The sequence below is a fragment of the Paenibacillus glycanilyticus genome (assembly GCF_030161375.1).
GTDB classification, from domain to species: domain Bacteria; phylum Bacillota; class Bacilli; order Paenibacillales; family Paenibacillaceae; genus Pristimantibacillus; species Pristimantibacillus glycanilyticus_B.
This window is the reverse complement of record NZ_BSSQ01000007.1, coordinates 53,571-65,363: the sequence shown is the minus strand read 5'-3', so window position 1 is coordinate 65,363 and position 11,793 is coordinate 53,571. Positions and strand designations below refer to the sequence as shown.

The window sequence follows — 11,793 nt, the reverse complement described above, 5'->3', positions numbered from 1 at the left end:
CATCTCCTTTAACCTGCTACCGGCTGCCTGGTTAGCTGCCCTTTGGCAGCGCTGTTGATTCTCGCACGATGAATTCTCCCGCAAGCAATATTTTTTCCTGTAGACTGTCAGGTTGCTCGAGTCTTCGAAGAAGCATCTCTACAGCCCGGCGGCCTAACGCTTCCTTCTGGACATTAACGGTGCTTAGCGCAGGTTTAGCCCATTCCGCATCCTGGATGTTATCAAATCCGGTGACGGAGCATTGCTCCGGAACCTGTACCGACAGCTTGCCGAGCACGGTCATCATGCAGATCGCTATCGAATCGTTCGCGCAAACAAAGGCGGTAGGGAGCCGTTGTTCATCAATAAGCTTCTTCACAATCGCTTCCAGCGCCTCGGTTATTTCGCTCCGGTTCTCGCCTTCAAAGGCAAGGAATCCTTCCTCCTGATTAAGCGCCAGCCCATGCTCCTCCATCACGGAGCGGTAACCGATATACCGGTCGATGAAGCTGCGCGCATAGCGGGTGTTGCCGACGAATTGCAGCTTGCTATGGCCGCAGCCAATCAAATAGTTAGTGACGCGTCTTGTGCATTCCGCATTATTCATAAATAGAACATCCGAAGGAATGAGCGGGTCCTCATGATCAACGAGAACAAACGGAATGCCAAGATTACGGATTTCGAGCAGCATTTTGGAAGCAATATAACCAACGCCAATAATGCCCAAGACGCCGCTTGGATTAATGAGATTCGAGAAGTTGTCTTTGAAATATTCGGTAACGACCAATGCGCTAATATCGCGCTCGGCGAGTTCTTCCGTAATACCGTCGATAATACGTCCCCAGAAATAAGAATCTCTCGTCTGATACCTCACCTTGGGTACCAGCAAAATAACCGTATCCCGAGATTGCGCAAGGTGGGTCGCGGGTTTATTCCGTTTCGCGCTGGTCTTCGTTTGTTTATTGACAAAATAGCCAAGCTGAGTGGCAACGCTTACAATTTTATCTCTAGTTTCAACGCTAACGCCCGGCTTGCCTGAAAGCGCTTTAGAAACCGCGAATTTAGAAACGCCCAGATGATCGGCGATTTGCTGCATCGTAACCTTGTTGACCATGAATCAAGCACATCCTTTGCTAGATTAGCTGTATAGGCGTTATCATAACATAACTTTTGTTAGGTAAAAATGGATTTGTTTTGGCTAACAAATTGTATTCTTTTGTGTTTGCAAAAATAAGGGTACCCCATACGTCATGGTAATGACGATGGAATACCCTTATTTGGATTAAACGATACCCGTTAAGTATACGCCAGCTTCCCTTAAGGTTGGACAACCTCTGGATTCGGTAACGCGGATACGAATACGGTCCGTTGCAACGGGATCAAACCTGCATATTTTTTTATAACCGATGACTTGGCCTTCATAGAAAGGGTTCCAATCCGCACCGTCATGCCATTCGAGGCAAAACCGTTCAATTCGTTGACCTTCCCGGATCTGTTCCTGAAGCATGACGCGATCGAAGGTTATTCGATTCTCCCACTTCATCTCAAGCGTAGCCGACTCGCCCCCTTCGGTTGCCGTAATGACCGCATCGCTCGCGAGGTTGCTCCCGTACCTTCTCTTCAGCTCGAGCCCAAGCTCCCGTAGCCGGGAAATATCCTGCTCATGGATCAGCCCGCGCCGATCGGGAGGGAGATTGAGCAGGAAAGTGCTGTTCCCTCCAACCGTCCGCTCATATAAATCAACTAATTCGGCTACGGATTTCACTTTGTCGTCTTCATGCTTATGATAGAACCAACCGGGACGGATTGACGTGTTCGTCTCGGCCGGATACCAGACAACGTGGTCCGTCTCGGCCAGAACCTTGCGGCTGCCGAGATCCTCTTCCTCGGAGCCAAGCCGCTTCGCGAACTCCCCGCCGTCCGTCTGCTGGGAATTCGCCTGAATTTTCTCGTTATCCTGAAGACTTGCCGGCACTACGCTCCATTCGACAAGCCGCGTATGTCCCGCTTCATTGCCGCACCAGCGCACATCCGGACCGCAAACCGAAATTACCGCACCCGGCTGCAAACGGCGAATCACTTCGTAATAGGCGTCCCAGTCATAGACCTGCCGTTTGCCGTTAGGGCCTTCTCCGCATGCCCCGTCGAACCATACGCAGAACAGCTCCCCATAACCTTCCAGCAACTCGGTCAACTGATTAACGAAATACCGGTTATATCGCTCGGAATCCCCATAACTCGCTTCATGCCGATCCCAAGGCGAGACGTAAATGCCAAATTTCAGTCCCGCTTCTCGGCAGGCTTCGGCCGTTTCCTTGACTACATCGCCCTTCCCCTGCTTCCAAGGGCTGCTCTTCACCGAATGTTCCGTGTACTGGCTGGGCCATAAGCAAAATCCGTCATGATGCTTGCAAGTTAAGATCAATCCCTTCATTCCGGCGCTTTGGCATGCCTTCACCCACTGCCTGGCATCTAGCTCCGAAGGATTGAAGATCCCCGGCGATTCCTCCCCCGTTCCCCATTCGCGGTCCGTAAACGTATTAACGGTAAAATGAATAAACGCATAAAACTCCGTCTCTTGCCAGGCTAGCTGCCTGAACGAAGGAACAACCCGCGCGGCTTCCTTAATCGTTACGCCCAATTCGTATCTCCTCCTAAATATTGCTTGGATTCCTGCATCGTTTGATCTAAGCTCCCCTCAATTCTTGCGATAAAAAAAACCACGTATCAAGGAAGTACTTAAACTTCGCTGATGACGTGGTTTCTGCGTTATTCTTTCTTTATTTTAAAGGAATCCGTCAAAAAACAAAACTACGATTATTATTCCATCCCCGGATAACGCCCGCCGAAGGCTTTTGGACTAACCGCATCAATACTTGCCAGATCCTCGTGAGAGAGCTCAATATTTATAGCACCTGCATTTTCCTCCAGATAGGTTCTACGTTTGGTGCCTGGAATCGGCAGTGCGCCTTTTGCGATTGTCCAGGCAAGAGCCAGCTGCGCAACCGAGCAATTCTTCTCCTTGGCGATTTCTGCAAGCTTGTCTACGACGTCAACATTCTTTTGGAAATTCTCCCCTTGGAACCGGGGCAAAATTTGACGCATGTCATCCGCTTTGAAATCCTCAAACTTGCGAAGCTCGCCCGTGATAAAGCCCCTGCTTAAAGGGCTGTACGCTACAAAGGTAATTCCCAATTCTTTTACGACGGGGAGGATTTCCGCTTCAACATCCCGGCTCCATAGGGAGTATTCAGTCTGCAACGCAGAGATCGGATGTACCGCATGGGCTCGGCGAATGTTGGAGGCATCCGCTTCCGAGAGGCCAAGATAGCGTACTTTCCCTGCTTTAACGAGATCCGCCATGGCGCCAACCGTATCTTCAATCGGGACTTTTGGATCGACGCGATGCTGATAATACAAATCGATATAATCAAGGCCGGTACGCCGCAAGCTCTCGTCAATGGCTTTCTTTACATAGTCTGGATGGCCACCAATGAATTCCCAGTTCGGGCCAAATGTAAATTTGGTCGCGACAACTGCTTGCTCCCGTTTGCCCTTTAACGCTTTCCCCAAAAGCTCCTCATTATGTCCATTGCCGTAAGTATCCGCCGTATCCAGCAGCGTAATTCCAAGCTCCAGAGCCCGATGAACGGTTTTTATGGATTCCTCGTCATCTATCGTGCCGTAAATGCCCGGTGACATCCCCATCATTCCTAATCCAATTGAAGAAACAACAAGATCGCTATTGCCAAGCTTTTGTGTTTTCATCCCGTTTACCCTCTCTTCCTTCGCTTCACTTTCACTTCGAAGTAATCTTAGCACACAAAACATACACAGTAAACAAAATATATAAAAACTGTCTACTTTATTTATCGTGTATCAATTTTATATACGTAATCGCGATTCCGGTTATAATGAAAAAAGGGGGTAATGATTTGAACAGGAATGAAACGGATAAAAAGCATAAAGCACGATCGAAGCTTATTGCGAAGCTGATCCCATATTTGCGCAAGAACGGATTGCAATCCGTTCGGATGGATGAGATTGCGAGAGTCATGGAAGTCAGCAGAGCGACTTTATATAAGTATTTCTCAACAAAAGAAGAGATCATCGGATTTATTATTGAAGGCTTTATCGGATACATCAATGAATTGACTTTACAGCCGCTTGATTCCGAGCAGAGCTTCAGCTCAAGGTTCCAGCTCATATTCGAGCAGACGGTCTCGCTTAACGAATATTTCACGGAAATCTTCCTGAAGGAGCTTGAGACCAGTTACCCAGAATGGCATGATAAACTTGATGAAGCCATGAAGCAGCGGGAACGGCTGATATTAGCTTTCTATGAAGAAGGCGTTCATAAGGGGATTTTTAATAACGTCAATGGGAAGCTGCTGATTAAGCAGGATGAGATTCTAAGAGGAATGTTTAACGTTAAATATCTCATGACGAATCAATTAACGGTTGAGCAAGTCTTGCATGATTATTATCAGCTGAAAAAAATCCAGTTGTTTAAGCCTGATAAGCTCTCAGCCGTTGATGATGCCGGCATGATGCCAAGAATTGAGCACCTGACGCAGAAGATTACGAAGCACCTTTTCTAATTAATTAGGGATGGGACCGCCATCATAGCGGAACCATCCCTTATTGTTCTTCGCTTTCCCATTGCATGAGCGAATGTTCCCCAATCGATCCGTCATCCCGTCCATGACGGCCCGCGAACTGCTTCGGCGAGCAGCCGAAATGTCGCTTAAACAGCGGATAAAATTGAGCCGGGCTTGCAAATCCCACTCTGCCGCTGATTTCGGTGACCGACCAAGACTCCGTAAGCAGGAACTGCGCGGCCCGCTTCATTCTCCGCATTTGCACGTAAGAGGTAAACGTCATTCCCATTCCTCTCTTAAACAGCTTGGCAAAATAACTAGCGTTGTAGTTCAGCTCCCTGCCGATATCGGCGATCAGGCAGGATGTCTCCAGCCGCTGCTCAATAAGAGCTAACGCAGGGCGAAGTTTATCTCCCAGTTGCGGATCCATCGGCGCAATAATCTTCCTGTCATCGATTTGAATGAGCGTATGCAAAAGCATTTTGAAGCTGGCGTTAACGGCGAACTCGTATCCCCTTTTCTTGACCGTCATATCCCGGAGCATTCTATTGAGCAAATCATAGGCTTGTCCCTTTGACCCTGACTTGCCGAGTTGCTCGCTTAGCATAGTCAGATTGGCGGATTTACCGGTCAAAGCCGCATAATACGTCAGCAGGGACGGATCCATAAAAGCGGTCATATCAACGTGGCATACGATGTAGACCAATTCGGAAGTTCCGTATTTATGGGAACGATGAAGCTCATTTGAGCCTACCAGCATGACGTCGCCGCCTTGCAGCGGATAGGTATGATTGGTTGTTTCAATCGTCATTGCACCTTTCAGGACGGCAATCCACTCCATTTCCTCATGGTAATGCCATGGTCCATACTCCTCGGATGACTTGCTTTGGCGGTTGATCGTCCATATTTTCATCCGAAAATGAGGATCTGCGTAATCGACCTGCTCTCTGTCATAAGCGTTGAAACTCACCGTCATATCTCTGGCCTCCTCATTAACTACATTGCTACTGCTTATATGGTAAATGTCCGTTATCAAGACAAAAGGATCGGCTATCAAGAGGCTTTTTCAAGCACCTTGCCATTACAATGAAGAGAAAACGCCGCAAGCCGAAGGAGCCGTCTGCCGACATGAATGATTACCAGCGTCTTTCCAATAACCATGACTTGAATTTGCCTTCTTGGGGACCTTATGCCAAGCAATATATCGGCATTTCTCACATTAACGATGCGTCGAAAGGCGTTCGATTTGATCTAAGCCTAATGCCGGGATTCTATCGAAGAAAAATAGACATTCCTAATGTCCTATGGGAATCCGGCTACCATCCGTGGGAGGCTTCGCCGGATTTCAGCCATTTCTCCCACCGCCACGAAATGGAATGGAAGGATCGGGTCTACGCGGATATATCGTTCACTCGGATCGATGAACAGAGCCGGCTGATCCGCGTTAACTTCGCTAATCAAACGGAGCATCCGCAAAATCTGGTGCTGCACGCGATGGCTTCCCTCCAACCTCCCCGGCTGGCGGGACACGGCGAAGTCCAAATCTTCGCGGAAGCAAGGCTCCCTGAAGGAGCAAAGTGGGTAGACGCGCTGGATTGCAAAGAATTGGTCTTTGCCAAGCCGCGGCCCGCAAACGGTCTGGTCTACGACGGATTGTCGCGCGGAGAAATCCGCGGACAGCATTTTACGGGAGGGTCGGCTATTGGCGGTCCGTTCGGAACGGATGCCGGAGATATGCTCCGTTACGAGATAAACCTCGATACCTCCCTGAAGGACGCCGTCTTCCTGCTCCGCGGTCAAGCCATACGGGGTGCGGAGCTCGAACTTCGGCTTGGGGAGCAGGAGTACCTGCTTCATCTTGAACCTTCCGGCTGCTTAACGTTATCGGAACTGCATATTGGAAGCTTGCCTGCTGGCAAGTTGGCTGTCAGTCTTCGTACACGGAGTGCTAACCCTATTGTTCTTGACAGTTTTACGTTTGTCGAGCAGCAGACTTCCAAAGAGGCGACGTTCGTAGATCTCCCTTGGCACATCGAACCGGAGCTGCTGGAAGGGCCCGTTCCCGGCAGCCTAATTCTTCATTATCCGGATAACCCCTGCTATTACGGCTTGTTGTGGAATTATCCCGATGCGGAGATCAGACAGTTTAGAACGGACGAGCTTGATCAATTCGCCCGCCATACGGTGCACAATCATGTGAGTGCTGTCCTGCATGGCAACGGAAACGGACATTATACGAATGTATTTATGCGTCCGATTCCCCTAAACCCGGCATCATCCCTTGTTCTTCACGGTATGGTGTGCGGCGGGACCCTGGAAGAAGTACAGAACCGGCTGGCAAGCTTTGCGTTGGATGCCAGCGCCTGCGAGTCTATCTATCAGATGGAACGCAGGAAGCTGGAGTCTGCTCCCGCATATCCGTCAGGCGACCGGTTTGCCTTCAGCCAGCAGCTCATGCGGGCGACTTTGCTGACCAATACGGTTTTCCCTGTCTACACCAAGCGGCAATTCATTCGCCACAACACGCCGGGGAGATGGTGGGATTCCCTGTATACTTGGGATTCCGGATTTATCGGGCTTGGCTTCGCCGATCTTGATGACAGCCGGGCAATGGATTGCTTAAATGCTTATATGACGGAGCCGGGAGATCCCGAAGCGGCCTTTATTCATCACGGCAGCCCGGTTCCCGTGCAGCATTATTTGTTCCAGGAGCTGTGGAACCGCAAGCAGTCCCCAGATTTCTTTAACTATTTCTACCCCAGATTACGGCAATACTACTTGTTCCTCGCAGGCAAAATCAACGGTTCAACTACGGACGTATTTGAAACCGGTCTGCTTCAAACCTGGGATTATTTCTATAACTCCGGGGGCTGGGACGACTATCCGCCTCAGAAACATGTACATGAGCAAAACTTAGGTCCTATAGCAGCTTCCGTCATTACGACAAGCCAACTCATTCGAATCGCCAAAATCCTCAAGATGGCGGCGGAGACATCCAATCATTATCAAATGGATATCCGGGAATACGACAAGGACATTGGGAGATGGAGCGATGCCCTCAACTCATATGCCTGGGATGAGGAAGCCGGCTATTACGGCTATGTGCTGCATAACGATAAAGGAGAATACGAAGGTCTCCTGCGTCACGGCTCCGGAACCAATTACAATCAGGGGATGGACGGTCTATACCCGCTCGTTGCAGGAATCTGCGACAAAGACCGTGCCCACCGTCTAATTGACGCTTTATTTGATGAACAACGTTTCTGGACGCCAATCGGCTTATCCACGGTAGATCAGAGCGCCCCTTATTATCGGGCGGACGGCTATTGGAACGGTGCGGTTTGGATGCCCCATCAGTGGTTTTTCTGGAAAACCATGTTCGATTACGGTTACCCGGACCTCGCTTACCGTATTGCAATTACGGCGCTGGAGTTATGGAAACGCGAGACGGAAGCCACTTACAACTGTTATGAGCATTTTATCGTGCAGTCGGGGCGCGGCGCGGGCTGGCATCAATTTGGCGGGTTATCGGCACCAGTGGTCAATTGGTTTGCGTCTTATTATGAACTGGGCAAAGTTACGACAGGGTTTAACGTCTGGATGCTGGAGCAATATTGCAAGGATGACTATACGGAATACCGCGCGGCATTTCATTATGCCGGACAATCCGATCAGCCCTTTCATATACGGGTTAATCTGGCCGATGGATTGTCCTACGAGGCTGCCGGTACGGGATGCGACGTAATATGCTCCTGTCATCCTAACGGAGGCGTAGATCTCATCATAAGCAACTGCTTGCCGCAAGCGTCATTATGGATTCGGCCAGTTTAAATGAAAGCAAAGGCCTGAACGATTAGCACATTCAGGCCTTTATCTTCCTTACTGCTTCAAAGACGGGATCTTCACGGTCACGGTCGTCCCATGGTCGATCCGGCTTTCCACGGTAATTCCGTACCTTTCACCAAACAGCAGCCGGAGCCTGTTATGAATATTGGTAAGTCCAATGCTTTGCGAAGACTGTCCTTCTAATGCGCCCATGCCCAGCTTGGTCTGGAGGGCGGCCAGCTCCTTCGGCTCCATTCCTTTCCCGGTATCCATTATGCGGAAGCACACGTCTCCATTCGCATCCATACTTCCCGTAACCTCTAGCCGCCCCCCTTGATCCATCCGCTCGAGCCCGTGGTAGACGGCATTTTCCACAATAGGCTGGAGAATCATCTTGGGGGTACTCATCTCAAGCAGTCCCTCTTCGACATGTATGTTCATGGCAAATTTATTCTCGTAACGAATAGAGATAATCTTTATATAGGCCTGAATGCAGTCCACTTCTTCCTTGATCTGTACAAGCTCGTCTTGCTTGATGCTGTACCTGAAAATCTTGGACATGGACGAAGTCATCTGCGCAATTTCCCTGCTTCCGTATTCCAATCCGATGCTGCTGATGCAATTCAGCGTATTGTATAGGAAATGCGGGTTGATCTGGCTCTGCAGAGCAGAAAACTCCGCCTGTTTCTGGCTAAGCTCGGATTTGTACAATCTGGCTTGGGTATTGAACATATCCTTCGTCATATCTTCCATCTCATCCATCATCCGGTTGATGTCGCGGGCAAGCGATCCTACTTCATTCGTAGACCGGACTTTAATCCGGAAGCTCCTGTCCCTTCTTCCTACCCGCTTCATATCCAGAACTAGCCCCATCACCGGCTTCATCAGACTATTCATGAAGAAGATGCCCATCATGATCAGAATAAGAATAATCCCGATTCCGACAATAATGCTGACTTTCCTCATGGGGTTCATGTCCGCAGTCAATTCGTGCACCGGAATCATGCTCACGATCCGCCATCCATCCGCTTGTTCCAGACCTTTGACCTGAACGAGAATACGTTCTCCGTTGATTGTTGTTTTCACGCCGTTAAGCAAGGTGTCCTTATCCATGGACAGGATATCCTTGAACAACGTGCCGCGAGCTTTCGCATCCGTGGACGCAATGACCTCATCCTGGCTGTCCAGAATATACAAGGTGGAGTGTGGCGTCAATTCCGTATTTTCCACCAGTCCTTGCAGCTTGTCCATATTGACCATTACGGTGAAATAACCCGTTATCTCGGAGAAATGGACTCCCCCTATCGATTCGACAATCGGTTCAATATAAAAGAACTGTTCCGATCCTCCGTTATCGTCTTTTAAGGTCGTGGTGAACTGCCCCTTTTCCCGTAGCGAAGGGTCCATCTTATACGTGCGGATAAAGCTGCCATAACGTTTGAGGAAGAAAATGTCGCCGCCCGAGGAGTCCAGACTATAAAGCTGTTTCCCGCGAGCGTCGTCTATGACGATCCCGCTCACATACGAATTAAAGGACCTCATATAATCCATGAGATCCAGTGCATAATTGCCGCTATCAAATGCCCTTTTGTAATCATCGTCCACTACGGTATATTCCTGAATCAGTTTGCTGTTGACCGCTATGCTGGTACTGACCCGGATATCGTTAAAGACGGTATCGATCTTGCTTCGCGTTTGCTCTATCATTTGGTTCCCGAAATTGGCAGCCCTGTTCTGGGTGAGATGAGAGAAACTATAGAAGAAATACAGCACCATGGCCGTAAATATAACGATAGCGAAAAAAAAGATAAGCCATATTTGATGCTTCAATTTCAGTCTACTCGTCTTCATGGCCTGCTGCTCCGTTCATCGTTAACTGCTTTTTCTAAATTTCGCAGGTGTTATTCCGCAATGCTTCTTGAAAACCTTATTGAAATAGTAATATTCCACATACCCGGTCTGAATGGCGATCTCTTCGATCGACAGATCCGTTTTCTTCAATAACTCGCGGGCTTTCTTAATTCGGAGCTCCGATACGTATTCGGAGAAGGTTTTGCCTAGATTTTTCTTAAATAATTGACAGCAATACACTTGATTAATGAAAAATTGGGCGGACAAATCTTTTAAATACAATTTCTGTTCATAGTGAGCGTCAATATAAGCGACCATCCGATTGAAGCAGGACAAGATATCCCCTTCGTGCAAAGAGCGGTTATTTCCTTGCGTGATGGAGGTGAGGACATCATGCAAAAAGCCGCACAAAGACTCAAAGTGTTCGAATCGTTCCTTAATCTCGGAATAATTAAGAAATTCCATCTCCATGTCTTTCAATTCCTCCGCATAAGCGTTGATCAGGATTCCGACCGCCTGATTCCATAAGTAAACAACCTCGCTCATGCCAAGCTGCTGATCCTTGAAGTAAGCCTGCAGCCCATTGATGTACGGTTCCATGTCGTCGAATGGGTCACCTTGAATGATCCGATGAATATTATCGATGCAAGGCTTCACCAATTGAACCTTCGGGTCGTAATGAACGATACTTGCGCCTTTGTCCAAAAAAGCCTGCGAGGCAGACAAATCCGCTTCTTTAATCAGTTTGCTCATATGTGTTAGCTGGCTGGAAATGCTGCTGATGCCCACATTATTCCTGCCAGTATTTTTCAAGACAGATTCATCCCATAGTTCTTCCAAGCAAGATTTATGTTCCGTCGTCAGAACAATCAGCTTTTTATTTGTTCCAGCTTCAACTTCCAGAGCCGTAACAGGCTTTCCTTCCAAAGAGAGCAGCTTTCTGAAATCAATGTTGCCGTCTTCGAAATCGATAGAAAGCACTTGGTAGTAACATTCATCCGCATCCTCGGAAAACGGCAAATAACGTTTAATCTCTTCTTCATCGGTAGAGGTGAGTGCATCTAGAAGAAGCTGGTTGCGTTGCGTGCTTCTTTTGGAGAAATGCGTGGCAAGCTCCCCAATAAACGAATCCGCCATATCTACATCCAAAGGCTTCAGGAAATAATTAAGCGCGCCGTAGCGCAGCGCTTCCTGAGCGTATTTAAATTCCGCATATCCGCTAACGATGACAAACTCCGTATCCAAATCATGCGCTTTGGCTCTCTGCATGAGATCCAGTCCGGAGATGTCCGGCATGCGGATATCCGTAAATACCAAGTCCGGTTTCTCTGCCAGAATAGCATCCCACGCGATGTAAGCGCTTGTAAATTGACCCGTTATTTCAAACCCGTATTTCTCCCAGTCAAAGGCGTTGCGGATTCCTCGAATCGCCCACGACTCATCATCTACAATCATGACCTTGTGCATGGGTATCCCCCTGAACATTTAAATTTCTATCGAATAATAGCAAAGCTTTCCGTCAATAGCAACGAGAAAA

At 48.6% G+C, this 11,793-nt stretch carries 8 protein-coding genes; 2 read left to right on the top strand and 6 right to left on the bottom strand.

The genetic code is table 11. From position 1 onward, the window contains the following. Positions 1 to 31: 31 nt before the first annotated feature. The 3 genes from QQK89_RS09380 to QQK89_RS09370 all read right to left on the bottom strand — a co-directional run bounded on the left by QQK89_RS09380 (position 32) and on the right by QQK89_RS09370 (position 3,747). Positions 32 to 1,093 carry a LacI family DNA-binding transcriptional regulator gene (locus QQK89_RS09380; RefSeq protein ID WP_284238280.1) on the bottom strand — a complete coding sequence of 354 codons (1,062 nt, stop codon included), beginning with the start codon at positions 1,091 to 1,093 and terminating at the stop codon, positions 32 to 34. A gap of 168 nt (positions 1,094 to 1,261) precedes the next feature. Beyond that, positions 1,262 to 2,620 (bottom strand): alpha-L-fucosidase, encoded by a 1,359-nt coding sequence (locus tag QQK89_RS09375; RefSeq protein WP_284238279.1) that lies wholly within the window; start codon positions 2,618 to 2,620, stop codon positions 1,262 to 1,264. 179 nt (positions 2,621 to 2,799) lie between these two features. Continuing rightward, complete coding sequence (locus QQK89_RS09370; RefSeq protein ID WP_284238278.1) at positions 2,800 to 3,747, bottom strand: aldo/keto reductase; 948 nt, start codon at positions 3,745 to 3,747, stop codon at positions 2,800 to 2,802. A gap of 167 nt (positions 3,748 to 3,914) precedes the next feature. Between QQK89_RS09370 and QQK89_RS09365 the strand changes: the two genes are divergently transcribed. Beyond that, positions 3,915 to 4,580 (top strand): TetR/AcrR family transcriptional regulator, encoded by a 666-nt coding sequence (locus QQK89_RS09365; RefSeq protein WP_284238277.1) that lies wholly within the window; start codon positions 3,915 to 3,917, stop codon positions 4,578 to 4,580. Positions 4,581 to 4,620: 40 nt separating this feature from the next. Here the strand turns inward: QQK89_RS09365 and QQK89_RS09360 are convergent, their stop codons facing one another. Beyond that, positions 4,621 to 5,556, bottom strand: a complete 936-nt coding sequence (locus QQK89_RS09360) for an AraC family transcriptional regulator (RefSeq protein WP_284238276.1) — start codon at positions 5,554 to 5,556, stop codon at positions 4,621 to 4,623. Positions 5,557 to 5,708: 152 nt separating this feature from the next. On the opposite strand from QQK89_RS09360, the gene QQK89_RS09355 reads away from it, so the two are divergent. After that, positions 5,709 to 8,411, top strand: coding sequence for an MGH1-like glycoside hydrolase domain-containing protein (locus tag QQK89_RS09355; protein ID WP_284238275.1), 2,703 nt, complete (start codon positions 5,709 to 5,711; stop codon positions 8,409 to 8,411). A 48-nt stretch (positions 8,412 to 8,459) separates the two neighbouring features. Here QQK89_RS09355 and QQK89_RS09350 read toward each other — a convergent pair whose 3' ends face one another. Both QQK89_RS09350 and QQK89_RS09345 read right to left on the bottom strand, forming a co-directional pair. Further along, a complete protein-coding gene (locus QQK89_RS09350; protein ID WP_284238274.1) occupies positions 8,460 to 10,256 on the bottom strand; it encodes a cache domain-containing sensor histidine kinase in 1,797 nt (598 codons plus the stop codon). 21 nt (positions 10,257 to 10,277) lie between these two features. Further along, a complete protein-coding gene (locus QQK89_RS09345) occupies positions 10,278 to 11,723 on the bottom strand; it encodes a response regulator transcription factor (RefSeq protein ID WP_284238273.1) in 1,446 nt (481 codons plus the stop codon). Between the last annotated feature and the right edge of the window lie 70 nt (positions 11,724 to 11,793).

Bases quoted from the DNA above. Each gene is read 5' to 3' on its own strand.
- QQK89_RS09380 (WP_284238280.1), bottom strand. From the start codon at position 1,093: ATGGTCAACAAGGTTACGATGCAGCAAATCGCCGATCATCTGGGCGTT.
- QQK89_RS09370 (WP_284238278.1), bottom strand. From the start codon at position 3,747: ATGAAAACACAAAAGCTTGGCAATAGCGATCTTGTTGTTTCTTCAATT.
- QQK89_RS09360 (WP_284238276.1), bottom strand. From the start codon at position 5,556: ATGACGGTGAGTTTCAACGCTTATGACAGAGAGCAGGTCGATTACGCA.
- QQK89_RS09355 (WP_284238275.1), top strand. From the start codon at position 5,709: ATGAATGATTACCAGCGTCTTTCCAATAACCATGACTTGAATTTGCCT.
- QQK89_RS09350 (WP_284238274.1), bottom strand. From the start codon at position 10,256: ATGAAGACGAGTAGACTGAAATTGAAGCATCAAATATGGCTTATCTTT.
- QQK89_RS09345 (WP_284238273.1), bottom strand. From the start codon at position 11,723: ATGCACAAGGTCATGATTGTAGATGATGAGTCGTGGGCGATTCGAGGA.